This is a genomic window from Bradyrhizobium yuanmingense (assembly GCF_025200905.1).
Classification (GTDB): domain Bacteria; phylum Pseudomonadota; class Alphaproteobacteria; order Rhizobiales; family Xanthobacteraceae; genus Bradyrhizobium; species Bradyrhizobium yuanmingense.
On record NZ_CP104173.1, the window covers coordinates 4,170,297 to 4,194,643 of the forward strand.

The window sequence follows — 24,347 nt, forward strand, 5'->3', positions numbered from 1 at the left end:
CCGCATGCACAAGCTGCCGCCCCTGATCGAGTTCCGCGCTTTTGAGGCTGCCGCGCGTCATCTGAGCTTCAAGAAAGCCGCGGCAGAACTCGGCGTCACGCCGACCGCGATCAGCCACCAGATCGGATTGCTCGAGCAGTATTGCGGCCGCGCTCTATTCCGGCGCAGACCACGCCCTCTTTCGTTGACCGATGCCGGCGCGCGGCTGTTTCCCGCCATTCGCGGCGGACTCGAGGCGTTTGCCGCTGCCATTGCGTCCCTCAAGCAGGAAGGTGACGAGCAGCCGCTCCGGGTTACGACGACCAACGCCTTCGCTAGCCGCTGGCTCGTGCCCCGCCTGCCCCTGTGGCGGAAGTTGCATCCTGACGTGCCATTGGAAGTGATCGGCACTGACACGGTGCTCGATCTGCAGGCCGGAGACAGTGACGTTGCCATCCGTTATGCGACCAGCCGCGTACCGCCGACAGACGGAATCGTCGATGAACTCTTTAGCGATACGTTCTGGCCGATCTGCAATCCGGATTTGCTTTCAACCGGACGGCTGAAGAGACCAGTCGACCTCGCAAAGCACGTTCTGATCCACTCCTATTGGTCGCCGGCCGATCGTGAGCCACCGACGTGGCAGAGATGGCTCGGTTTGGCCCAGCGCCGGTGGCGCGAGGTGCCCCAATACAAGGACCTGCAGCACTTGAGTTTCCGGGAAGAACTGCACGCCATCGAGGCGGTGATCAGTGGGCAGGGCGTCGGGATCTTCAGTGATGTGCTCGTGGCACACGACCTCGCCGCCGGCACGCTCGTGAAGGCATTCTCGTTGAACCTACCCGGCTACAGCTTTTATGTGGTCAGCAGGCCAAGCCACCCGCGCGCGCGGACCATTCGGGTCTTTTCGCAGTGGTTGCGGTCGAGTACCTGATCCGGACCGGGTCAGCACAAAGTGCGAAGCCGGGAGAGGTCATGCGAATAACCCGAAGCGCGACCAGCAGCGCGGACCAACTCCAGCTGCGAACCGGAGCGACGGGGCCGACCCGAGAATTGACGGCGCCGAGCAGGTCACCGTTGCCCTTACGTTTCTTTAGGGTGCAGCGGAGTCGCGAAACCCGAGAACGTTACGGAGCTCCAATGGAGCGCGCTTACGACAAGCTCCACGTTACACTCAGAGTTCTTCCAGCAGCGCCTTGCTTTCCTTCAAGTCGCGAACGTCGAAGCCCTCGCTGAACCAACCGTAGACCGGCGCGAGAAGACCGCGTGCTTCATCACCCCTGTCCTGATCACGCCAGAGCCGGGCGAGACTGACGGCGGAGCGAAGTTCCCAGAGTTTCGCCTCCTGCTGGTGAGCAATCGCAATGGCGTGGCGAAACTCGGCCTCCGCATCGGCCTCCGCGCCTGGCCGAGCCCTTAGCATCAACTCGCCTCGGCGCCGATGCAGCTCGGCCTCGAACCACCGCACCCCCGATTTCTGGGTTAGTGCCAAGGCGTCGGAGAGTTGGCCGAGCCCCGTTTCATATCGTGCTCTCTTTGCCTCGGCTGCTGCGAGCTGCGCAAGGTAGAACGGAAGAGTCCATGCTGCGCCGGACGCCTGGAATCCCTCGATGCCGCGCCGCAGTAAGTCCACCCCGGCCTCGGGGTCGCCGGCTTCGGCCAGCGTCCAGCCGCGATATGCCGTCCCCATCGCGAGAAAGAAGGCAAAGCGCTGCTCGGTGGTGAGCGCAACCAGCTCGTCCGCCCGTTGCCCAACCATGCCCGCGTCTTCGAGCACGAAATGCAACCGGCAGGCAACGCTCAGCGCGAATGCGAGGCTGATCGGGTGCGACGAATCGCGGGCCTCTGCCAGAGCGTCACTGCTCTGCACGCGCGCCTGATCGGCGAAGCCAAGAAGGCCACACGTAAGCGAAAGGAACGAAAGCATCGCCACGCGGGCGTTTTCTGCGAACAGGGCCGTCAGAGAGCGCTGCTGCGCCGGATCGTAAAGGGCGAGCCCCCGCTCGAGATGGGTGCGCGCCAAGGCCAATTGTCCGCGATGAAGCCAGCTATCGCCGACTGCCCGATGACCGGCGACAAGAATGGCCGCATCGTTCTGTCGCCCGGCCAAATCGAGCAGATTCTCGGCGATGCGATGCGATCGGTCCGTTTCACCACGGACGTGATAATGCACGAACTCGCCCCAGAGTGCCTTGAGCAGATTCGGCGTGTCGTTGAGTGCCTCGCAGAGGCAACGCGCCCGGGCGTAGGCCCTGCCGGTCTCTTCGGCCGCGTGGCCCTTCGCGGCGATCAGTGCACCGCCGAGCGCGAGTTGAAGTTCAGTTTCGGTGCGCTGGCGCCCGGGAGCATCCGGCAGTTGAGATAGCAAATCAAGCGCCTTTCGCATCTGCGCGATTGCTTCTGTCATTGCCGATCGAGCCTTTGAACGCTCACCAGCCTCCTGCCAATAGGAAATCGCCTTTTCGGCCAAGCCCGCATGTCCGCAGTGGTGGGCGAGGATTTCCGGCTGCTCTTGGATGCCTCTAGCGAGCCTCTCCTCGAGTGCGCCAGCGATCCGAGCGTGCAGCTCGCGGCGTTGGCCGCGCAACATTGTGCCGTATGCCGCATCCTGGACCAGTGCATGTTTGAACAAGAAATTGGCGTCGGGCGGCTCGACACTCCCAAACACGAGGCCGGTGTTGATCAGCCGGTCAAGCGCCGCCCGCAACTCGTTGTCGCACCGCTGTGCGACCGAGGCCAGCAGATCATAGGAGAACTCGCGGCCAATAGCTGCGCCGATTTGTGCCACCTCCTTGGCGATCGGCCCAATCCGGTCGAGCCGCGCCATCAACGAAGCATGTAGCGTGGCCGGTACGGCAAGTCCGGGCAGCGGCGCGAAGGAGATCGCTCGCGCGATACTCTGGGGGCTTGTTTCGAGCACCGCTTTGGTCAACTCCTCAACGAACAGCGGCACACCATCCGTACGTTCAGCAATTTCATTGACGATTTCGGTCGGCAGCGTCTGGCCACCTGCCACGCTCCGGATGAGCGCAGCGCCCGCATTCTGGTCGAGCCGGTTCAGCACGAGCAAGCTGACATGCGGCTTTCCGGTCCATACTAACTGGAACTCGGGACGGTAGGTGATCAAGACCAAAACCGGCAGGCTTGCTACGCGATCGACGGTTCGGTCCAGCAGCTCGCGCGAGCTTGGATCGATCCATTGCATGTCCTCGAACACGATCATGATTGGACGTCTTTGCGCGAGAGCTTCAAGCTGGCGAACCAGAGCGGCGAAGCTTCTCTCCTTCTTTTGTTGCGGCGTACTCGTAACCGGTAAGTATAGATTATCGTTGGGGATCGACAGAAACTCGGCCAGGATCGCCGCGTCCTCGTTGGGCGACAATGCAGGCGACAGGAGCGCTCGAAGTTTGTCGAGCTTGGTCGTCGGTGTGTCCTCACGATCGAAGCCAGCCGCTCGCTGGAGTTGTGCGATGAAGGGGTAAAGCGCGCTTTCCTGATGATGAGGCGAGCAGAAGTAGCGCAAGCAGGTGTGCGGCTCTCGCTCGATACGCTCCTGAAGAGCCGCAACGAGGCGCGACTTGCCGATCCCCGCCTCGCCGACAAGCAGCATGACTTGACCGGTACCCGCCCGCGCATGGCGCCAGCTCCGCTCCAACCGCGCGAGGTCTTCCTCACGCCCAACCAGCGGGGCGAGGACCGAAGGGTGCAACGCCTCGAACCGGCTCTCCGCTGTTCCCTCACGAAGCACCCGCCAGGCTTGCACCGGTGCGGCGAAGCCCTTCAGCGTCACGGCGCCGAGATTCTCGTAGTCAAAGAGCCCGCCGATGAGCCGCCGCGTGTCCTCAGGGATGACTACCCCATCCGGTTCGGCGAGCGCTTGCAGTCGAGCGGCAAGGTTCGGCGTCTCGCCAAGCACGGCCTGCGCCTCCGCCGCTTCGCTGCCGATAAGGTCACCTACGACGACGAGGCCAGTCGCGAGCCCAAGACGAACCCGCAGCTCGAACTCGGCTGGGGCTCCCGGCGCGTGCCTGGTCGCGGCGATCTCAAGCGCAGCGCGCACTGCGCGTTCGGCATCGTCCTCATGCGCTGAAGGATGACCGAATAGTATGAGCATGCCATCGCCGATGTAACGGCTGACGGTGCCACCGTATTTGCGGACGACCGCCGCTACGCTATCGCGGTACTCAGCAATTATGTCCCGTAGATCTTCCGGATCGAGCTTTGTCGCAAGTGCCGTCGAGCCGACGAGATCGCAGAACATCACTGTGAGCTGACGACGCTCGGCGGAAGAACTTGGTGCGGCCAACAAGCCTGCGCGCTCCGTGACCGGTGGCACGATGGACGTCGCTGCGCCGGCCCCTCTCGTCATTTGCGGCGGTACGGTCGGCGTGAGCGCGGCACCGCAGTCGCCACAGAAGTTCTTGCCTGTCGGATTGTCGCCCCCGCACGCAGGGCAGCGAAAGAACAGCGGCGCGCCGCAATCGCCGCAGACCTTCGTTCCCTCCGGGTTGACTCTGCCGCAATTCGCGCAATCCATGGCCGCACCCGATCGAATTCCGACCGACATGAGTTCGCGTCGGTCTATCGGCGAATCTTGAAAGCGCGCTCTTTCAAGATTCTCTTCCCTCAGCCGCCTACCAAGCGCCAAGCATGATCAAACTCACAATGACCAGGAAGTAGACACAGGCGATAGTCGCAGGGAAAATGAGCCAGCCGGGCGTCATCGTTGCCTCCCGAGCGGTTGTCTCGAAAGCTTAAGCTGGCCGGCGCGATTAGGATTATGAACTGGCTAACACTCTGCAACTCAAGCCCATTTTCAATCTGAGAAGGCTGACCACAGCCTGACACGACCCAAACGCGAAATTGGCAAGCCCATGAACGACCGCCTGCCGAGTCGACGAAAAGTTCTCTCGCACGTCAGCAACCGAGCGCTTTGAGGCAAATGCAAATTTGTGAGAACGGCAGCGGTGCAAGGCCAAGGAAAACGACCACCCGCCCCGCCCTACGCTGTCCGCAGCACTGGCGTGGGCGGCTGCGACGGCCTGACAAGCGCGAACGCGACCTGCACGATGCCGCCGGCAAGGCCGAGCGCGACACCGATGCGCCAGGCCATGGTGTAGGAGCCGAGCGCGTCGTAGAGCAGCCCGCCTCCGTAAGCGCCGAGGAAGCTGCCGATCTGGTGGCTCATGAAGGCGAGGCCCTGGATCATCGCCTGCCAGCGCAGGCCGAACATCTCGGCGACCGCGCCCGCGACGAGCGGGCCGACGCCCATCCACAGAAAGCCCATGATCGCGCCGAACAGCAGCGTCGAGAACGGGCTTGCCGGCAGCATGAAGTACCAGGCGAGTGCGAGCGAGCGCAGGATGTAGATCCCGCCCAAGAGCGCCAGCTTGTTCCAGCGTTGGCCGGCCCAGCCGAAGAACAGCGAGCCCAGCACGTTGAAGCCGCCGATCATGCCGAGCGTCTGTGCGCTCAACATCGGATCGAGGCCGCAGATCGCGAGATATGACGGCAGGTGCGTGGTGAGGAACACGAGCTGCATGCCGCAGACGAGATAGGCGCAGGTCATCACCACGAAGGAGGCATTGCCGAACGCGGTCCTCGCCGCGGCTGCAGCCGTGGCATCATCGATCTCGTCGGCCGCCGGCTTCGGCAACGGAATCTTGTCGACGCGCCCGGCATACCAGGCCGCAGGGATCATCAGCACCGACATGATGACGAAGCCCGCGAGCCCGACGCGCCAGCCAAAGCCCTCGTTGAGCATCTGTCCGATCGGCGCCGAAAGTAGCGCGCCGAGCGAGCCCGCGCCGGAGACGATGCCGAGCACGGTCGAGCGCACCGTCTCCGGCACCGCACGTGCCGCCACCGACATCGCGATCGCCGCCGCGGTGCAGGCGAGCGAGGTCCCGATCAGCACGCCGGCGCCGATCATGATGCTGAGAAGCCCATTCGCCGTTGCCATCAGCGCGAGGCCCGCGATGTACATCAGCGCGCCCGCGATCATGATCGGTCGGAAGCCGTAGCGCACGGTGAGTGCACCGGCGGGCGGCTGTAGGAAGCCCCAGGCGAGGTTTTGCACGGCCAGTGCAAGCGTGAAATCCGAGATCGAAATGTGGATGTCGCGCGTCAGCGGCTGCATGAAGATACCGAGCGACTGCCGCAGCCCCATGCTCAAGGTCAGCATGATCGAGGCGCCGATCAGGATCGGCAAGGTGGGACGCAGAACCTGCAGCAGGGGCATTTTTCTTCTCCCTTTTGGGCGCGGCACGCGTGCCGTCGTCTGCTTTTGCCGATGTTTTTGGGTACACAGACCTGTGCACTTAGGCTATAGATGGAAGCGGCTGTCAAGCGAACAGGACGCATTCCGCTGCATGGCTCCCCCGCCCCTCCCACAGACGATGAAAGAGCGGATCCTTCAGACCGCCGACAAGCTGTTCTATCTGCAAGGCATTCGCGCCATCGGCGTCGATACCATCGCGGCCGAGGTCGGCATCAGTAAGCGCACGCTCTACAATCACTTCCCGTCCAAGGACGCGCTGATCGCGGCCTATCTCGAGCGCCGCTTCGTCAGCGCACGCCCCTCCGACAAGCCGCCCGCCGAGCAGATCCTCGCGACGTTCGATTCGCTGGAGCGGCGCTTCGCGGCGAAAGACTTTCGCGGCTGCCCATTCGTCAATGCGGTCGCCGAGCTCGGCCCCGGCGACCGCGCCGTGAAGAAGATCGCGATCGCCTTCAAGGAAAGCCGCCGCCTCTGGTTTCGCGACCGCCTGACCGAGCTCGGCGTTGCCGAAGCGGACGCGCTCGCGACGCAGCTGGTGCTGCTGGTCGACGGCTCCATCGCGCAGGACCTCGTGCGCGATGATCCGGCGATGGCCAGAGCCGCGAAGGAAGCGGCGAAGGTGTTGTTGCGGAATGCGGGGGTGGATGTGGGCGAGGATGCGAACCCGGCGGAGAAACGGAGCAAGCGCGCTCCAGACTAACCGCTGTCGCCTGATCGCTCGCTGTCATCACCCGCGAAAGCGGGTGATCCAGTATTCCAGAGACAGTGAAGCTAGACCCGAGACGCTGCGGCGTACTGGATTCCCCGCTCCAGTGCGCGACTGCGCACAAGGCGGGGAATGACACCGGGATTTATGGAGAAAGCGCGGGCGCCTGACTACCCGTCAGGACCATTTCGCGACCCTACCAATATGCTCCTGTTTTGCCCGACGGGTCAAACGACGCCGCTGCCGGCGCAAATTATCTCGCCACCCGCGTAACCCATTGATTCCGCTCGCGCCGGCTACTGTGCATGGGGTTGTTTTCGCAACTTTGCGCGGACGGCCCTCACGCCGCCTGCGACACCACGCGATTGCGGCCGTCGTGCTTGGCGCGGTAGAGCGCGGTGTCGGCGCGCTTGAGGACGTCGGCCACCGCCTCGCCCTTTCGCTCGAGCGTGGTGAGGCCGATCGAGATCGTGACCTCGATGCGCTTGGCCCCCTTGTGGATCGCGAAGGGCTCACCCGCTATCGAGCGGCGCAGGCGCTCGGCGACCATGCCGGCAACATGGAGATCGGTCTCGGGCATCACGATGACGAATTCCTCGCCGCCGTAACGGCAGGCGAGATCAATGCCGCGGATCGATTTGCGCACGCGCACCGCGAACTCGCGCAGCACGTCGTCGCCGGCATCGTGGCCGTAATTGTCGTTGATCGACTTGAAATAGTCGATGTCCAGGATCATCAGCGCCAGCGGCTTGCCGCGGGTCGCGGCCTGCTCGGCGAGCGTCGCCAGATGGCTCTCCATGTAGCGGCGATTGTGCAGGCCGGTCAGCGCGTCGGTGATCGCCATCTCGATCGAGTTCTGCACATTGTCGCGCAAATGATCGGTGTAGCGGCGGCGGCGGATCTGGGTGCGGGCGCGCGCCAAGAGCTCGGTCTTGTCTATCGGGCGCAGCAGGTAGTCGTTGACGCCGATCTCGAGGCCGCGCAGCAGCCGTGTCGAGTTCTCGGGGTCGGCGATCGCCAGGATCGGCACATGGCGCGTGCGCTCCAACGAGCGCGCCTGGCTGCACAGGCGCAGGCCGTCGAAATTGTTGAGGTCGAGCGAGACGATCAGGAGATCGTAGTTGCCCTCGGCGGCGTGGAACAGCGCCTCCGTCGGGTTCGGCTCGACGTCGATGGTGTGCTCGGCAGCGAGGATCGTCGCCAGCCGCTCGTAGGAGGACTGGCGGTCGTCGACCAGGAGGATGCGGCCGCCCTTGCCGGTGTCGGCGATCGCACTGCGCTCGGGCGCCTGCATGCCGATCTCGAGCGAGGTGATGGCGCGCATGCGCAGCTCATCCGTCATCATCTTCAGCCGCGTCAGCGAGCGCACCCGCGCGATCAGCACGACGTCGGAGACGGGTTTGGTCAGGAAGTCGTCGGCACCGGCCTCGAGCCCGCGGTTGCGGTCGGCGGGGCTGTCGAGCGCGGTGACCATCACGACGGGAATGTGGTGCGTGGCCGGATCGGTCTTGAGGCGGCGGCAGACCTCGAAGCCGTCCATGTCGGGCATCATCACGTCGAGCAGGATGATGTCGCATTCGGCACGCCTTGAGATCGCGAGCGCCTCGGTGCCGTTCGCGGCGGTCATCACGTCGAAATATTCGGCGGAAAGGCGGGCCTCTAACAGCTTGACGTTGGCGGGGACGTCGTCGACGACCAGGATACGCGCGGACACTGTGAACTCACTTCCTATCCGATAAAACGCCGGACCGTCTCAATGAATTTGCCGACCGAGATCGGCTTGGACAAATAGGCTTCGCAGCCGCCCTCGCGGATGCGCTCTTCGTCGCCCTTCATCGCGAACGCCGTGACCGCGACGACTGGAATGGCGCGCAGCTCCGGATCGTCCTTGATCCAGCGCGTCACCTCGAGGCCGGAGACCTGCGGCAGCTGGATGTCCATCAGCACGAGGTCGGGCCGCATCTTGCGCACGAGGTCGAGCGCCTCGTAGCCGTTGCTGGTGCCGGAGGTCTGGTACCCGTGCGCCTCCAACAGGTCGCGGAAGAGCTTCATGTTGAGCTCGTTGTCTTCCACGATCAGGACGGTCTTAGCCATCCCGCCCTCCTGATTGGTCCGAAGGACCGGTACATGTGACGCCTCAGACGCCGCTTCCCGGCGTTTCGAAAACTGGATTCAAAGTAGCCTCAGATTCGCTTGAGTTTCGTTAAGCCCGAGGGTCCACTTTCTGCGATGTGGTTTCCAGTTGCTTGTCCGGGGCCGGAAGACTTGAGCACGAGACTCGGGCATGATGATTCCAAATTAGAGACCGAAAGTTAACGGAAAGGCAAACTGTCCCCGTGAAAAAGCCTGTTCACAACCCCCGCGAAGTCGCTGAAATCGTTGCGATTCAGGCCCTGTCCTTCGTCGCGGGCGAGCCTGAGCGGCTGGGCCTGTTCCTGGCCGAGACGGGGGTCGGTCCGGAGACCCTGCGCAACGCCGCCGCGGACCCGAATTTCCTCCTCAGCGTGCTCGATTTCGTGATGCGGGACGATGCCACGGTGAAGGCCTTTGCCAAGGTGGCGGAGCTGCACCCGACCAACGTTGCCGCGGCGCGGCAGGTCCTCGGCGATGCGCTCGGTGACCCCTCCTGGGAGCGCGACGTGCCGTGAGCGTCCCAGAGCCGGCCGGGCCCCGCTGCTTCTGCCGGGATTGTCTGGCCGATCTGGATATGGGCCTGCGGCGCTGCTCGGCCTGCGGTTCCCCCCGCCTCGTCCGCCACCGCTCGCTCGCCGGCCTGACCATCGCCCATATCGACTGCGACGCCTTCTATGCGACGGTCGAGAAGCGCGACAACCCTGACATCGCCGACAAGCCCGTCATCATCGGCGGGGGCAAGCGCGGCGTGGTGTCGGCGGCCTGCTACATCGCGCGCACCTATGGCGTTCGCTCGGCGATGCCGATGTTCAAGGCACTGGAAGCCTGCCCGCATGCGACCGTGATCCGCCCGGACATGGCAAAGTACGTCCGGGTCGGCCGCGAGGTCCGCCAGGCCATGCAGGCGCTGACGCCGCTGGTCGAGCCGCTCTCGATCGACGAGGCCTTCCTCGATCTCTCCGGCACCGAGCGGGTGCACGGCATGATCCCCGCCAAGGTGCTGGCGCGCTTTGCCCGCGACGTCGAGCGCGACATCGGCATCACCGTCTCGGTCGGCCTGTCCTGCAACAAGTTCCTGGCCAAGATCGCCTCCGACCTCGACAAGCCCAGAGGCTTTGCCGCGCTCGACCAGGAGGAAGCGCGGTTGATGCTGGCGGAAAAGCCGGTCGGCTTCATCTTCGGCGTCGGTCCCGCGACGCAGGAACGCCTGGTGCAGCGCGGCTTCCGCATCATCGCCGATCTGCAGAAGGCCGACGAGATCGAGATGATGCGGCAGTTTCCGAGCGAGGGCCGCAGGCTGTGGCGGCTCGCACGCGGCATCGACGACCGCCGCGTCGAGCCTGACCGCGGCGCCAAGACCATTTCAAGCGAGACGACGTTCGAGACCGACATCCGCGATTTCGCGACGCTGGAGAAGATCCTGTGGCGACTCTGCGAGAAGACGTCGTCGCGCCTGAAGAGCAGCGAACTCGCCGGCTCCACCGTGACGCTGAAGTTGAAGACCGCCGATTTCCGCCAGCGCACGCGCTCGCAATCGATCGCCGCCCCGACGCAGCTGGCCGCGAAGATCTTCTCGATCTGCCGCGAGATGCTGGCCAAGGAAATCGACGGCACCGCCTTCCGCCTGATGGGCGCCGGCGTCAGCGCGCTGCGCGAGGGCTCGGCGATCGATGACACCGACATGCTCGACCGCCGCGCCGCCCACGCCGAACGCGCGGTCGACAGCCTGCGCAAGAAGTTCGGCAGCGCCGCGGTGATCCGCGGCATTGCCTATGAGGGCCCGGAGAAGGCGCAGGAGTGATGACGGGTGAACGCGATCTCAATGCGCTGCTGAGACTGATGAAGCCGGAGCTGCGACCGGGCACCTTCGTATTTTGCACGATCGCGGCAGACGAGACTATTCCCGCAGCAGTCGATCCGCTCCTGATCTTCCGCGAGCCGGAGGGCACAACCGTCGTAGCACCGCTGGAGGATGCCGAACGCGCAGGACTGCGCTACGAATTCGCCTCACGCCTGATCACGCTCACGGTTCACTCCGCGCTCGATGCGGTCGGCTTCCTGGCGGCAATCACGGCGCGCCTCGCCGACGCCGGCATCAGCGTGAATGCCGTGTCGGCGTTCCACCACGACCATCTCTTCGTACCGTCCGACAGAGCCGACGAAGCGATGGCGGCTCTACAAGAGGTGTCAGAGGCGAAGCACTCATAGCAGCTGTAGCCCGGATGGAGCGGAGCGCAATCCGGGACAGTGCTCCGTGGCGACAGGCTTCCCGGATTACGCTTGCGCTTCATCCGGGCTACAGGAAAACCTCAATCCGCAACCGCGACCGCCTCGATCTCGATCAGCCATTCCGGCGCAGCGAGCGCGGAGACGCCGACGAGCGTCGAGGCTGGCGGCTCCATGCCTTCGAAGAAGGCCGAGCGGGCCTTGCCGATGATGGGCCGCAGCTCCGGCTTGTAGTTCACCACGAAGGTCGTGATCTTGACGATGTTGGAATAGCTCGCCCCCGCGGCCTTCAGCGCGAGGCCGAGATTCTGCATCACCTGGGTGGTCTGCGCAGCGATATCGCCCTCGCCGACGATCCGGCCCTCCTCGTCGGTCGAGACCTGGCCGGAAATGTAGATCGTGCGCGCCCCCGTCGCGGTGACGACGTGGGAATAGGCTGGATTGTGATGCAGGCCGCTGGGGCGGAGATGGTCGAGCTTCGGCATGGGCTGGCTCCCCGAATTTGTGGTTGGGAGGGAGCGTAGCGGGAGAGTGTGACGAGAGCTAGCCCCGTCATTGCGAGGAGCGAAGCGACCAAGAGAGATCTCGTAGGGTGGGCAAAGGCGCACTTGCGCCGTGCCCACCATCTATTAACGATTATCGAGAGAAAGCGTGGGCACGATCCGCTTTGCCCACCCTACGACGCTGCTCGCGACGAGAGACCTAGCCCTCAATTACAGGGCTTGCTGTCCTTCACGTCGAACTTGCCCATGGCGCCGGAGATGACGAAATCGTTGTAGTCGAGCATGAGCTGGCGCGAGACGCCGTTCTCGTAGAGCTCGAACGCCATCGCATAGACCGGCGTCTGCTCGCCCTCCTTCTGCTGGGCCTCGCGGTCGAAATAGCTGACGGTGACTGGCCAGCGCTTGAGCGACTTCATGTGCTCGTCCGCAGTCGACGGATCGGACGAGGTGGCGCGGTCGGCGGGGATCGGCTGACCGATCACGGTCAGCGTGTTGTAGACCTTCTGGCCGTCATCGGAGCCGTCATAGACGGAGAGCTCCAGCAGCGATTTGCCTTCCTTCGCGGCGGCGATGATGCGCTGGATCTGCTCGGTCGGGAACACGATCTTGCCGTCGAGCGTGAACGTCTTCGGCGCCGGCAGCCTGAGCTTGACGTTGATGTGGTCGCCGTCGCGCTCGGCCGAGCCGTCGACGCGGCCGGCATCCGTCTCGTTCATGCGCGTCTCGATCTTGAAACGGTAGCTCTTGCCGGCGGCGTCCTCCCAGGAGTTGGAGCGGAGGTCGCTGAGCGTGACCTTGCCCTCGCCGCTGTCGAGCTCGGAGACCTGGCGGAATTCCGAGGTATAGCCCTCGCAGGCGTTCCCCGTGAAATTGTAGAGGATCCGGCCGCGGGCGCTATTGACCGAATTGGTGCGCGATTTGACGAGGCGGAGATCATACAGCGCCTGGTGCGCGAGAAACGGACCGTTGGCGGCCTCGGCTACGCCGCCAAGGCCGACACTTGCCGCGGCAAGCGCCATCACACCGAGCGAAGTCCGGAAAAGATGCACCATGTCTGTTCCCTGAGGAAAGCGCAGATTCGACATTTTAATGACCGTTCCATTGCGCCGCAACTGAGGCCGTCCACGTAAATTGCCCCTCCACGTTGAACCTGCTGGCCTGCCTCAACAAAATGCAGCCCCTCCGGTTGCTTGCATGTGGCGGCACGATGGGCGAAACAGGGCGCGCCCGGCCATCCAGGGGACGCGCCGGAGCGAAGGATTTTTGGACAACGAGGTCGGACATGGCGGGCACGGTCGAGCAGAAACTGGCGGAGCAAGGCATCAAGCTGCACGAGGCCCCCTCCCCCGTCGCCAACTACGTGCCCTTTGTGCGCACGGGCAACCTCCTCTTCGTCTCCGGCCAGGTCTGCTTCGACCCCGCCGGCAAGCTGATCGCCAAGGGCAAGCTGGGCGCCGGCGTCTCGATCGAGGACGGCGCCGCAGCCGCGCGCGGCTGCGCCGTCAACCTGTTGGCCCAGGTCAAGGCGGCGCTCGGCGATCTTGATAAGGTCGTACGCGTGGTGCGCCTCGGCGGCTTCATCAACTCGGCCCCGGATTTCCTGGATGGGCCGAAGGTGCTCAACGGCGCCTCCGACCTGATGGTTGCCGCCTTCGGGGACAAGGGCCGCCACGCCCGCACCACCGTCGGCGTCGCCTCGCTGCCCGCGGATGCGGCGGTCGAGGTCGAAGGCGTGTTCGAGGTCGCCTGACGCCAAATGCGCGCTCCGGATTGGCTGACAGCGCGGCCGGTCGCCCATCGCGGCCTGCATGACATTTCGCGCGGCATCGTCGAGAACATGCCGGGCGCGGTGCAGGCGGCGATATCAGGCAATTTCGCGATTGAAGTCGATATCCAGCTCTCGTCCGACGGCGAGGCTATGGTCCATCACGACCATGCCCTGGGCCGACTCACCGAGGCCACCGGCGAGGTGATCGCAAAGACCGCGACCGAGCTGAAGGCCGTCAGGTTCAAGGACACCGACGAGCGGATGATGTCGCTCGCCGACCTCTGCGCCATGGTCGCCGGACGTGTGCCCCTGGTAATCGAGGTGAAGAGCCATTTCGGCGGCGATCGCAAGCTGGTGAAGCGGATGGCCGAGGTGTTGGCCTCGTATGACGGCCCCGCCGTCGGCATGTCCTTCGATCCCGACCAGGTGCTGGCGCTACGTGACCTGTTGCCCAATCGTCCGCGCGGCATCGTCGCCCAGCGCAGCTATGAGGACGAGTACTGGGCCAACCTCACCCAAGAGCAGCGTGACAGCATGCTGTACTTGCGCCACGGCTTGCAAACCCGGCCGCATTTCGTCGCCTTCAAGGTCGACCACCTGCCGGCCCCCGCCCCCTGGATCGCCCGCAACCTGTTCGGCTGCGCCCTGCTCGGCTGGACCGTCCGCACCCCGGAGCAGCGGAGCCGGGTCGGGCGGTATGCGGACCAGATGATCTTCGAGGGGTTCGTGCCGTAGCACCTCGCGTGTCCCGGACAAGCTGCAACGCTTCAGCGTTGCGGCGCAGAGCCGGGACCCATCTCTCCACGAGCGCGCTGCCACATGGGCCCCGGCTCTGCAGCGCCCGCTGAAGGAGCGCTGCGCTGCGTCCGGGGCACGAGAGCGAGCTTTCTCCACCCCTTGAAGTCGCTGCTGCAATGCACGATCTTGGGCACGATGCCATCATCCGAAATCACGCTCGAGGCCGTCCCGTCCATCGGCGAAGTCTCGCCCGAGGATTGGGACGCCTGCGCGAATCCGGGCAAAGCTTGTAATGGCCATGGCGCGGGAACCTCATCCGCTCTTCCAGGCGATTCCGCCAGCATCTTAAAACCCGCCTATAACCCGTTCGTCTCCCACGCCTTTCTCTCTGCGGCCGAGAAATCGGGTTCGGCCACGATCCGGACTGGCTGGGGACCCCGGCATCTGGTCGCCCGGCTCGGCGGCCGCGTGGCTGGCGTCGTGCCCTGCTATCTGAAATCGCACAGCCAGGGCGAGTACGTCTTCGATCGCGGCTGGGCGGATGCCTATGAGCGCGCCGGCGGGCGCTACTACCCGAAGCTCCAGGTCTCGGTTCCCTTCACGCCGGCCACGGGGCCGCGGCTGCTGGTGCGTGACGGCGTCGATCGCGAGCGTATCACCGAGGCGCTGGCGAGTGGACTCATAGCGCTGTGCGGCGTCAGCAAGGCCTCCTCCGTCCACGTCACCTTCGCGCGGGAGTCAGAATGGAAGCTGCTCGCCGAGCACGGCTTCCTCCAGCGCACCGACCAGCAGTTCCACTGGCACAATGAGGGCTTTGCGAGCTTCGACGACTTCCTGGCGACGCTGAACTCGCGCCACCGCAAATCGATCAAGCGCGAGCGGCGCGATGCACTCGCCGCCGGCGTCACCATTCACTGGCTCACCGGCAAGGACATCACCGAGGATGCCTGGGATGCCTTCTTCGCATTCTACATGGAGACCGGCTCGCGCAAATGGGGCCGGCCGTATCTGACGCGCGAGTTCTTCTCGCTGATCGGCGAGACCATGAGCGAGGACGTGCTGCTGGTGATGGCCCGCCGTAACAATCGCTGGATTGCGGGCGCGATCAACTTCATCGGCTCGGACACGCTGTTCGGCCGCAACTGGGGCGCGGTCGAGCATCACCCGTTCCTGCATTTCGAGGTCTGCTACTACCAGGCGATCGATTTCGCGATCAAGCGCGGCCTGAAGCATGTCGAAGCCGGCGCGCAGGGCGAGCACAAGATCGCGCGCGGCTACCTGCCGCGCACCACTCATTCCGCCCACTTCATCGCCGATCCTGGCCTGCGCCGCGCCATCGACGATTACCTCAAGCGCGAGCGCGCCTATGTCGCGGAAGCCGGACGAGAGCTCGCCGAGCTCGGCCCGTTCCGCAAAGCGGCCGACGAGGCGCCTTGACGCCTCGCCACGGCTGGTGACAGTAAGCGCAAATCTTCCGAGGAGCCGCCGCCATGACCGCCTACGACACTAACAACATCTTCGCGAAAATCCTGCGCGGCGAGCTGCCCTGCTACAAGGTCTACGAGGATGAGCACGTCTTCGCCTTCCTCGACATCATGCCGCGCGTGCCCGGTCACACGCTGGTGATCCCGAAGGCTCCTGCCCGCAACATCCTCGACATCAAGCCCGACGATTACGCCCATGTCGCCCGCGGCGCGCACAAGATCGCCGCCGCCGCAATGAAGGCGTTCGACGCCGATGGCATCACCGTGCAGCAGTTCAACGAGCCCGCCGGCGGACAGGTGGTGTTTCACCTGCACATGCACGTGATGCCCCGCCACGATGGCGTCGCCATGCTGCCGCCCGCGAGCCGCAAGGAAGACGATAAGGTGCTGCAGGCGCACGCGGCGAAGCTGATGGCGGCGTTGAAGGGGTAGCTCTATCAACTCGTCATTCCGGGGCGCGCCTCTTGGCGCGAACCCGGAATCCATCTCACCATCGTCATTGCTGCCCGATGGATTCTCAGGTGCGCAATTGCGCACCGTAGCTCGACGCTTCGCGTCGCCCCGGAATGACGGATTACCCCGTCTCGAAATCACCCTTTTGCGGCGCGGCCAGCGGCGTGAACTCGCAGCGGTCGGGCTTGATGTCGATCAGCGGTGTGTTGTCGATGCAATCGAGGCCGCGCACCAGGATGGCATTGCCCTCGATGCCGACCAGCTTGACGATCGAGGTGCCGATCGGATTGGGCCGCACCGGCGAGCGCAGCGAAAACGTGCCGCGGGTCTTCTCGTTGTTCTTCGGGCTCTGCAGGACGATGTCGCGGCGCGAGCGGTCGAGCCAATAGAGCACTTCGAGGTTGCTGTAGAAGTCGACGCCCTTGATGGCCGGCACGAACGGCTCGAAGATCTCGAGGCGGCAGATCGGACCGTCCTGACGTCCCTGCCGCGGCGTCTCCAGCCGCGACGACCAGGGCGTGCGGATACGACCGATGAAGACGAGGCCGGCATCTTGCGTCGGCGGCAGCTCGATGGCGACCTCGCCCTCGCGGAGCTCCTGTTCGCGAACCATATGTCCTGTTCCCTGGCTGTTCGCTGGCGGTTTTAGCCCAACCACCACTTGCCGGCCAGCATGAAGACTTCGCCCGTGACCACGCCTGCGAAGATCGAACGGCGGGTCAGCAGGAAAACGACGAGACCGGCACCGACCGCGCCATAACGCAGGACATCAGGCACGCTGGCCAGCGCCCCCGGCGGCTGGACCACGATCTGGGCGATGACGCCGGCCAGGATCGCGGTGGCGACCGCCCTGACCCAGACCAGCAGCTCCGAGCCCTCGTCGATGCCGCCGCCGAACCACAGGCCCAGCATGCGCCAGATCTGGTTGGGAACGACGCCGGCGACGAACAGGACGGCCAGCGCGTGCCAGTCGCCGATCGCTTGCGCAAAGCTCATGCGCGTACCTCCCGCCACCAGTGCACGCCATAAGCGATCGTCCCGGCGACCACGCCGCTGACGAGGATATCGAGGCCGGAGTTCATCTTCGCCGCCAGCGGATAGAGCACGATGCCCAGCACGAGCGCGACGACGTCGGCGACCTCGCGGCTGTTGCGCGCCGTCGAGAACAGGAACGACAGCGGCGTCAGCAACAGGATCGCCGCACCAAGCGTCTGCGTCAGGTTGGCGGCGAGGAAATAGCCGACGATATTGGCGACAAGGCACACGGAGACGAGCCCGCAGCCGAGCCCGTGGACGAAGGCGATCCGCCGTTCGCGCGGCACCTGCGGCAGGAAGCGGTGGCATTCGACCCACAGCGTCACTGCGGTGAGATGCGCGGCGAAAATCAGATCGCGCCGCTTGGTCGTGGGTGTGCGCATCAGCGGCAGCACCGAGACCACCATTGGAAACAGGCGGATGGCGCTGACGGTCACCGCGATCGCCGACTGGATGATGGTGGCGCCCGAGCCGAGCGTGGTGATCAGGATGATCTGCGCCGGACCTGCCCAGACGAACAGCGTCGAGCACAATGCCCAGAGCAGGCTGAAATGGGTGTCGTGAGCGAGCGCACCGATGCCGAGATAGGTCACGAACAGCACGATGGTGAGGATCGTCTGCGTGATCGAGCGCAGTCCCCACGCGAAGGCGCGCCAGGGACTATTCCATTGCGGTGAATCGAGCGGAGGAAGCGCCACGGGAGCTTTGGCCGGTGAGGAATCGTGCCCGCATAACGAGCGAGACGGGTGCGCGCGTCAAGGAAAGGCGCGGCGGGGCTGGCATGCATGACAGCCAGGCTCACCGCCGTCATTCGGGGGCGCTGCACTTGGCGCGAACCCGGAATGACGGCTCATCCTACCCCGCCACACCCCTGTTCCTCAGCACGAAACACGCCCCGCCCGCCTTGCGGATGCGGTTGCACAGATCATCAGCCTCGGCGCGCGTATCCGCGCCGATGCGGACCTGATAGAACGCGCGCGTGCCACGGCTGCGCATCACCGAGGAGAGCAAGCTCGGATCACGCTCGCCGATCACGGTGCTCAGTTTCGTCACGGCCCGGGAATACATCGCGAGCGCCCTGTTGCGGTCGAAGCCGGCCGCGAGCTGCACGCCCCAGATCTTTGCGGCTGCAAGCTCGACATGCTGCTCGAGCTCGGCGACGAATGGATTGGGAGCACGCTTGAGCAGCGCGATCAGATCACGGCAGCTCGTCGTCGGCGAGCTCGGTGGTCCCTTGCCGGTGCTCCCCGCCTTGGCCCAGGCATCGACGCTGGTGCCGGTGATGGCATACACGTAATTGCGGGTCTGCTCCGGCATCGGCCCGGTGCCGGCGAGCCATTCCTGCACGCGCCGGGGGCCGGCATTGTAGGCGGCCGCGGCAAGGCCGAGATTGCCGAACTGGTTGCGCAGCTCATTCAGGAATTCGGCCGACTTCGGCAAAGCCTGCACCGGATTGAACGGATCGAGCAGACCGCGCTCGCTGGCAGTGCCCGGCATGAACTGCGCGATCCCCTGCGCATGCTGGCCGCTGCGCGTCATGGGCCCGACCGCATCGGCCTGGAAGCGGCTTTCCTGCCAGATCACGCGCGCGAAGAATTCCAGCGGCAGGTTATTGTCGCGCGCGGCCGCCTCCACGATCAGGCAGATCGACTCCCGCGTGTCGCTCTCGCGGGCATCTTTCGGTTTCTCCGCTGGCTTCTCGGGTTCCTCGGCCTTCGGAGGCGCATCGGTGGAGGGTGCCTCCTCCGCGAGCGCCGGTGCCAGCAGCAAAGCCTGGCACAACACAGTAATGACCCGAGCTATTCGCATGGCATTGACGCTATCGGACAAATCGGACCTTGACTTGGAACCAGAGCCAACTAGCAACAGACGGCAGTATCAACACCGGTCATGCCCGATGGTGACAATCTTTTTTGATCTCGACGGCACGCTGACGAACCCGAAGCCCGGGATCACCCGCTCGATCCAATATGCGCTGGAACGGCTCGGCGTTCCCGTGCCGAGCGAGGACGAACTGACCTGGTGCATCGGCCCTCCGCTGCTTGCCAGCCTTCGCAAGCTCACCGGAGCCGATGAGCTCGCCGACCGAGCACTGCTGCTCTATCGCGAGCGCTTTAGCGATATCGGCCTGTTCGAGAACGAGGCTTACAGCGGAATTACGGACACGTTATCTTCGCTCGCAGCGACACGTCAGCGCATGTTCGTGGCGACCAGCAAGCCCGCCGTCTACGCCAGCCGCATCGTCGATCATTTCGGCCTGAAGCCGTATTTCGAACGCGTGTTCGGCTCCGAGCTCGACGGCACGCGTGTCGACAAGCGCGACCTGCTTCGCTACGCGCTCGACGAGACCAGCGTCGATGCGAACAGCGCGCTCATGATCGGCGACCGCAGCCACGACGTGGTCGGCGCCCGCACCAACGGCATGACCGCCATCGGCGTGCTCTACGGCTATGGCAGCGAAAGCGAGCTGCGGGAGGCCGGCGCGCATCACATCTGCGCGGCACATCCCGAGCTGCTCGGCCATTGTGTCGCTTAGGTGCTGACAGTTTCGACCGCCGCTAGCATGCCTGTCTTCGGGTGACAGTTCAGATATTCGAAGAACTGTTCGTCGGCGGCCGCCACCGTCACTTCGTGATAGAGCCGCAGCTTGGCTGACGGCCCGAGCGTCGACAGATATTTCATGGCCGCGCCGAAGATCCTGACATGGGTCGGATGCGACTCCGCCCAGCGTTCGAGCGCGGCGAGGCTCTTCCACCAGCTCTGCCCGTAGGATTTTTCGCTCGCGCTTCCGTCGGCCGCCAGCACCTGCATGTAGCGGTTGGCATAGCAGCCAATCGCGAGGCCATCATCGCGCAGAAAGTCCATGCCTTCGCGTAGCACCGGTTCGACGTCGTCGAGATAGAGCTTTCGCTCGGATGCTTCCGTATCGCTCCAGTCCTGCCCGGACCGGATCAGGCAGAGATTATCGTGCGCCACGACTCTCAGCCGCGGGCCGTCGCAAATCAGCTCAGGCGCGCCACCAGGCGCCATCGCATCAGTCTGCGACAGCGGGATACGGTCGCGCATCCCGCCCCAATAGGCGTGCTCCTGCACCTCGCCGCTCATGCCCTCCGCAACGACGGCGACACCTTCCGGCCGATCGGGCGAGGAGAACAGCGTCTCGTGACGGGCCACAATAGGACGCAGCACCTCGACGAAGGTACCGATGCCTTCGCGTTGCCGCCCGGTCCACATCTCGCGAGCCTGCGCGAACCAGGCATCAAAGCGTGCGAGATCGTCCCAATAAGCGACCGTGACAACATTCTCGCTGCCGGACTGATCTCTATAGCTTGCCCGGTCCCAATGCGACGGACCGCCATCCATTGCGAACAGTCCTGCGAGTTCTTTCAACGCGTCAATTGCTGCCTCCGGTGCCGCACCGCCATACTGAACACCGAAATAGGCCATCACGACCCGGCTGACCGAAGGCTTGTAGCGCGCCACGAAGGACGGATATGGCGGCTGGTAATCGTCCGGCACGCGCTTGTGGCGCGTGCGTGGCGTTTCGAGATGCGCAGGAATTGCGGATTCCATAGCGATGCCCTCCCCGTGATCGCCGCGTTCAGCTTGCCGCCGCCGCAATGTCCATAGGCTCGACAGTGTCGACCGGCAGCGCGAACTGCTCGACCCGCTGGTACCGCTTCTTGTTGAGCAGCAGCCGTGTGACGTCGGGCCGCGAATAATGTCCGGCGGGATCGGCAGCATTCTTGGCAACGCCAATGGCGGCGAGATCGATCTCGGCGATCAGCAGGCCCTCCTGATCGGGCGCCAGCTTCTCCCCGATCTGACTGCCGTCGGGGCCGTAGATGGCCGCAAAGCCGCCGCCCGCATGCAGCAGCGCATTCTTGTCCGGCCGATCGCAGAGCTCGTCGATCATGGCCTGCGAGACGGTGGCGCAAGGCGCGAGCACGAAGCAGGAGCCTTCCACCGCATAGACGCGCGAAGCCGCGTTGTTGACCTCGGCCCCTAATGCCGGCGCGAAGGGATCGTAGAGCGAGAAGCTCGGCCAGGCCGCGACATGGACCTGCTCGTTCTGAGCGTACATCGCGTATTTCGACAGCGGCTGCAGATGCTCCCAGCAGCACAGGGCGCCGAGCCGGCCGATGTCGGGCCGCACATGCACGGCGAGGTCGCTGCCGTCGCCTTCGCCATAGACCGTGCGCTCGGCATGGGTCGGCCGCAGCTTGCGGCGCTTTGCGATGGTCTCGCCATCAGGGCCGATCAGCCATTGCGCGAGGTAGAGGCTGCCGCCGTCGCGCTCGGACAGGCCGACCACGGCGGTGAGCCTTGCCTTGCGCACGGCCTCGCGCAGGCGTTCGGCCTGCGAGCTGTCATAGGACAGCGAATTGTCGAAATAGCGCTGCACGAAGCCCCGCCCGATCGCCCAGGCCGGGGAGTCCAGCCAGATGTGCCAGGGGTAGCCGGGGATGAAAGCTTCAGGAAAGGCGATCAGCTTGGCGCCCTTTTCCGCGGCCTCCCCGATCAGCGCGATCGACTTGTCGATCGAGGCGTCGAGATCGAGCCAGGCCGGTGCCGCCTGCACCACCGCAACCTTGTATTTCGGATGTTCGATGCCCATTGCCGCCTCCATTGCCGGTTGATCGCAAGCCACGTCCGATGCAGTCTATTTGGCCAAGCTGGGCGGCCAGGCGCTCGACCACGGCGGAACAAAAACTCGACTGGAAGGGATCGCCCGGTACGGAATTTGCCTCCGGTCAGGCTCGATCTGCGCCAACATGCGGTTTTGCAGGATGTGAAAGGGAGGCTGTCCTGATGCCAATCCAGTTCACGACAGACGGCAGTCCCGGCTACCGGCGGCTCGCGCTCTGGCAGGACATCGTCTGCGACGTCTTCGTCGGGCTCGACTGCAAGTCCGACCTCGGCAGCGCCTTTCATGGCTCGGTCACGCAGGCCTCGCTCGGCAAGGCCGTGTGCTCCGAGGTCTGCTCGGACCGCCAGCACGTCTTCCGCACACCGTCGCGCATCGCGCGCTCGGATCAGGGTTTCGTCCTAGTCGCACTCGGCAATCGCGGCAACGGTGGCGTTGTACAGGACGGCCGCGAGACCGTGATCCACCCCGGCGAGTTCGCGCTCTACGACACGACGCGCCCGTACGAGCTGAAGTTCAACGACAGATTTACGCAGACCATCTTCAAGGTCCCACGCGAGATGCTGCAGCGGCGGCTCGGCGGCACCGAGACGCTGACAGCAATGTCATTTGGCGCCGACGCACCGCTCGAGCGGCTCGCCTATGATTTCATTGTCCGGCTCTGCCAAAATGCGGATAGCTTGGCTCTGGATACGGCTACGGCGCTGTCGGAGCAGGCAGTTGATCTGCTTGCGATGGCATTGAGCGAGCGGCTCGGCAAGTCATCGCTGCCGTCCTCGACCCACCGCTCGGCCCTGCTCTACCGAGTGAAGGCGCACATCCGCGCGCACCTCGCCGATCCCGATCTCTCGGTCGCTGAAACCGCAGCCGCGTTCGGCATCTCGCCGCGCTATGTCAACGATCTTCTCGCAGACGAGGACACCTCCTTCCAGCGTCATGTCCTTGCCGAACGCCTCGCCCGATGTCGGAGGGATCTCGCCTCGCCTCTGCTCGCCCATCGCCACATCAGCGAGATCGCCTTCGCCTGGGGCTTCAACGACCTCTCGCATTTCGGCCGCGTCTTCCGCGAGCATTTCGGGATGTCGCCGCGCGACTTCCGGCAGAGCCAGTTGCGGCATTGAGGTGCATTCCAGTCGGCTGTCATCTGCACGATCAGGTCATGCCGAGCAGGGCCGGTATGTGAGCAGGTGATAGGACACGGCGCCTGCTTGCAGTATCTTCCGCCGCCAAGGCCGCCACGATCATCAGCGGCCAGCCAAGGAGCAGATCGATGGAATACCGACGCTTGGGCCGGTCCGGCCTTATGGTGCCTGCCTTGAGCCTGGGAACGGGCACGTTCGGCGGCGTCGGCCGCCTTGCGGCATGGGGCACGACGGACGCGACCGAGGCGCGGCGTCTTCTGGACATCTGCCTCGAGGCCGGCGTGTCGATGTTCGACACCGCGAATGTCTATTCGCTCGGCGAGTCCGAGCGGGTGCTCGGTGAGGCCATCAAGGGTCGCCGGGACAAGGTCCTGATCTCGACCAAGGCGACCTTCCGCTTTGGCGACGGTCCCAACGATATCGGCTCGTCGCGTGAGCACCTGCTCAAAGCCATCGACGGTTCGTTGAGCCGGCTCGGCACCGATTATATCGATCTTTTCCAGCTCCACGGCTTCGACGCCTTCACGCCGTCCGAAGAGGTGCTCTCGACTCTCGACGTGCTCGTGCGCGCCGGCAAGATCCGCTATGTCGGCGTCTCGAATTTCTCGGGCTGGCACCTGATGAAGTCGCTCGGCGTCGCCGACAAGCACGGTTTTCCGCGTTACGTCGCCAACCAGACCTACTATTCCCTGATCGGGCGCGACTACGAATGGGAGTTGATGCCGCTCGGCCTCGACCAGGGGTTGGGCGCCGTGGTCTGGTCGCCGCTCGGCTGGGGGCGCCTCACCGGAAAGATCCGCCGCGGTCAGCCGAAACCGGAAGTCAGCCGCCTGCCCAAGACGGCCGAATTCGGACCGCCCGTCTCGGACGAGCACGTCTACCGTGTCGTCGATGCGATCGACGAGATCGCCAAGGAGACCGGCAAGAGCGTCTCGCAGATCGCGCTGAACTGGCTGCTGCAGCGTCCGACGGTCTCGACGCTGATCATCGGCGCACGCAACGAGACCCAGCTGCGCGAAAATCTCGGCGCGGTTGGCTGGTCCTTGACCAAGGACCAGGTCGCAAAGCTCGATGCCGCGAGCACGGTGACGCTGCCCTATCCCTACTGGCACCAGCGCGTGACCTTCAGCGACCGCAATCCACCGGCGGTGTAGGACAGCTGCATCAAGCGCGCTTGGGTAAGCCGGCGCGCTGGCGGCCGGTTCCGGAACTATCGCGGCCCTGCCCTGTTGGCGCAATACTCGGCATTTGG

The 24,347-nt window shown here is 64.6% G+C and carries 24 protein-coding genes; 12 read left to right on the forward strand and 12 right to left on the reverse strand.

Annotated features, from left to right (window positions below; translation table 11 throughout):
- The first annotated feature begins 4 nt into the window (after positions 1-4).
- Entirely contained in the window at positions 5-913 is a 909-nt protein-coding gene (locus N2605_RS19610) for a LysR substrate-binding domain-containing protein (RefSeq protein ID WP_036025575.1), read from the forward strand.
- 240 nt (positions 914-1,153) lie between these two features.
- Here N2605_RS19610 and N2605_RS19615 read toward each other — a convergent pair whose 3' ends face one another.
- Both N2605_RS19615 and N2605_RS19620 read right to left on the reverse strand, forming a co-directional pair.
- Positions 1,154-4,546, reverse strand: a complete 3,393-nt coding sequence (locus N2605_RS19615) for an adenylate/guanylate cyclase domain-containing protein (RefSeq protein WP_225113847.1) — start codon at positions 4,544-4,546, stop codon at positions 1,154-1,156.
- Between the two features lie 435 nt (positions 4,547-4,981).
- Complete coding sequence (locus N2605_RS19620; protein ID WP_036025577.1) at positions 4,982-6,220, reverse strand: MFS transporter; 1,239 nt, start codon at positions 6,218-6,220, stop codon at positions 4,982-4,984.
- A gap of 130 nt (positions 6,221-6,350) precedes the next feature.
- Between N2605_RS19620 and N2605_RS19625 the strand changes: the two genes are divergently transcribed.
- The gene (locus N2605_RS19625; protein WP_311735306.1) at positions 6,351-6,959 is read left to right on the forward strand and encodes a TetR/AcrR family transcriptional regulator; all 609 of its coding nucleotides are present in this window, start codon (positions 6,351-6,353) and stop codon (positions 6,957-6,959) included.
- Between the two features lie 346 nt (positions 6,960-7,305).
- Here the strand turns inward: N2605_RS19625 and N2605_RS19630 are convergent, their stop codons facing one another.
- Positions 7,306-8,679 (reverse strand): PleD family two-component system response regulator, encoded by a 1,374-nt coding sequence (locus N2605_RS19630; RefSeq protein ID WP_036025582.1) that lies wholly within the window; start codon positions 8,677-8,679, stop codon positions 7,306-7,308.
- A 14-nt stretch (positions 8,680-8,693) separates the two neighbouring features.
- A complete protein-coding gene (locus tag N2605_RS19635) occupies positions 8,694-9,059 on the reverse strand; it encodes a response regulator (RefSeq protein ID WP_008566616.1) in 366 nt (121 codons plus the stop codon).
- A 242-nt stretch (positions 9,060-9,301) separates the two neighbouring features.
- Here N2605_RS19635 and N2605_RS19640 point away from each other — a divergent pair, with 242 nt between their 5' ends.
- Genes N2605_RS19640 through N2605_RS19650 form a run of 3 tightly spaced genes read left to right on the forward strand, consistent with a single transcriptional unit; the run spans position 9,302 to position 11,306 of the window.
- Complete coding sequence (locus N2605_RS19640) at positions 9,302-9,613, forward strand: DUF3572 domain-containing protein (RefSeq protein WP_036015155.1); 312 nt, start codon at positions 9,302-9,304, stop codon at positions 9,611-9,613.
- Entirely contained in the window at positions 9,610-10,899 is a 1,290-nt protein-coding gene (locus tag N2605_RS19645) for a DNA polymerase IV (RefSeq protein ID WP_109143495.1), read from the forward strand. The genes N2605_RS19640 and N2605_RS19645 overlap by 4 nt, the downstream gene beginning before the upstream one ends.
- Entirely contained in the window at positions 10,899-11,306 is a 408-nt protein-coding gene (locus N2605_RS19650; protein ID WP_260342168.1) for an ACT domain-containing protein, read from the forward strand. The genes N2605_RS19645 and N2605_RS19650 overlap by 1 nt, the downstream gene beginning before the upstream one ends.
- 101 nt (positions 11,307-11,407) lie before the next feature.
- Here the strand turns inward: N2605_RS19650 and N2605_RS19655 are convergent, their stop codons facing one another.
- Complete coding sequence (locus tag N2605_RS19655) at positions 11,408-11,809, reverse strand: RidA family protein (protein WP_018646938.1); 402 nt, start codon at positions 11,807-11,809, stop codon at positions 11,408-11,410.
- Between the two features lie 224 nt (positions 11,810-12,033).
- Positions 12,034-12,879: a cell envelope integrity EipB family protein gene (locus tag N2605_RS19660; RefSeq protein WP_225150144.1), complete on the reverse strand. Its 846-nt coding sequence runs from the start codon at positions 12,877-12,879 to the stop codon at positions 12,034-12,036.
- Positions 12,880-13,109: 230 nt separating this feature from the next.
- Here N2605_RS19660 and N2605_RS19665 point away from each other — a divergent pair, with 230 nt between their 5' ends.
- The 4 genes from N2605_RS19665 to N2605_RS19680 all read left to right on the forward strand — a co-directional run bounded on the left by N2605_RS19665 (position 13,110) and on the right by N2605_RS19680 (position 16,249).
- Positions 13,110-13,577 carry a RidA family protein gene (locus N2605_RS19665; RefSeq protein WP_036015166.1) on the forward strand — a complete coding sequence of 156 codons (468 nt, stop codon included), beginning with the start codon at positions 13,110-13,112 and terminating at the stop codon, positions 13,575-13,577.
- A 6-nt stretch (positions 13,578-13,583) separates the two neighbouring features.
- On the forward strand, positions 13,584-14,330 hold the full coding sequence (locus tag N2605_RS19670) for a glycerophosphodiester phosphodiesterase (protein WP_260342177.1): 747 nt from the start codon (positions 13,584-13,586) through the stop codon (positions 14,328-14,330).
- Positions 14,331-14,528: 198 nt separating this feature from the next.
- Complete coding sequence (locus N2605_RS19675) at positions 14,529-15,770, forward strand: GNAT family N-acetyltransferase (protein ID WP_260342179.1); 1,242 nt, start codon at positions 14,529-14,531, stop codon at positions 15,768-15,770.
- A gap of 53 nt (positions 15,771-15,823) precedes the next feature.
- On the forward strand, positions 15,824-16,249 hold the full coding sequence (locus tag N2605_RS19680; protein ID WP_109143492.1) for an HIT family protein: 426 nt from the start codon (positions 15,824-15,826) through the stop codon (positions 16,247-16,249).
- 142 nt (positions 16,250-16,391) lie between these two features.
- Here N2605_RS19680 and tsaA read toward each other — a convergent pair whose 3' ends face one another.
- The 4 genes from tsaA to N2605_RS19700 all read right to left on the reverse strand — a co-directional run bounded on the left by tsaA (position 16,392) and on the right by N2605_RS19700 (position 19,114).
- On the reverse strand, positions 16,392-16,883 hold the full coding sequence (tsaA, locus tag N2605_RS19685) for a tRNA (N6-threonylcarbamoyladenosine(37)-N6)-methyltransferase TrmO (protein WP_036015171.1): 492 nt from the start codon (positions 16,881-16,883) through the stop codon (positions 16,392-16,394).
- 32 nt (positions 16,884-16,915) lie between these two features.
- The gene (locus tag N2605_RS19690) at positions 16,916-17,266 is read right to left on the reverse strand and encodes an AzlD domain-containing protein (protein ID WP_036015173.1); all 351 of its coding nucleotides are present in this window, start codon (positions 17,264-17,266) and stop codon (positions 16,916-16,918) included.
- The gene (locus N2605_RS19695; protein WP_225148400.1) at positions 17,263-18,003 is read right to left on the reverse strand and encodes an AzlC family ABC transporter permease; all 741 of its coding nucleotides are present in this window, start codon (positions 18,001-18,003) and stop codon (positions 17,263-17,265) included. Before N2605_RS19695 ends, N2605_RS19690 begins: the two co-directional genes overlap by 4 nt.
- 157 nt (positions 18,004-18,160) lie before the next feature.
- A complete protein-coding gene (locus N2605_RS19700) occupies positions 18,161-19,114 on the reverse strand; it encodes a lytic transglycosylase domain-containing protein (protein WP_109143489.1) in 954 nt (317 codons plus the stop codon).
- Positions 19,115-19,202: 88 nt separating this feature from the next.
- Here N2605_RS19700 and N2605_RS19705 point away from each other — a divergent pair, with 88 nt between their 5' ends.
- Positions 19,203-19,841, forward strand: coding sequence for an HAD family hydrolase (locus tag N2605_RS19705; protein WP_225148399.1), 639 nt, complete (start codon positions 19,203-19,205; stop codon positions 19,839-19,841).
- On the opposite strand, the gene N2605_RS19710 is transcribed toward N2605_RS19705, so the two are convergent.
- Positions 19,838-20,878, reverse strand: a complete 1,041-nt coding sequence (locus N2605_RS19710) for a phenylacetaldoxime dehydratase family protein (RefSeq protein WP_036025605.1) — start codon at positions 20,876-20,878, stop codon at positions 19,838-19,840. The two genes, N2605_RS19705 and N2605_RS19710, sit on opposite strands and share 4 nt — an antisense overlap.
- Before the next feature lie 28 nt (positions 20,879-20,906).
- Positions 20,907-21,923 (reverse strand): carbon-nitrogen hydrolase family protein, encoded by a 1,017-nt coding sequence (locus tag N2605_RS19715; RefSeq protein ID WP_225150152.1) that lies wholly within the window; start codon positions 21,921-21,923, stop codon positions 20,907-20,909.
- Positions 21,924-22,117: 194 nt separating this feature from the next.
- Between N2605_RS19715 and N2605_RS19720 the strand changes: the two genes are divergently transcribed.
- Positions 22,118-23,074 carry an AraC-like ligand-binding domain-containing protein gene (locus N2605_RS19720; protein WP_260342197.1) on the forward strand — a complete coding sequence of 319 codons (957 nt, stop codon included), beginning with the start codon at positions 22,118-22,120 and terminating at the stop codon, positions 23,072-23,074.
- 149 nt (positions 23,075-23,223) lie between these two features.
- Entirely contained in the window at positions 23,224-24,249 is a 1,026-nt protein-coding gene (locus N2605_RS19725; RefSeq protein WP_036015181.1) for an aldo/keto reductase, read from the forward strand.
- Positions 24,250-24,347 lie beyond the last annotated feature (98 nt).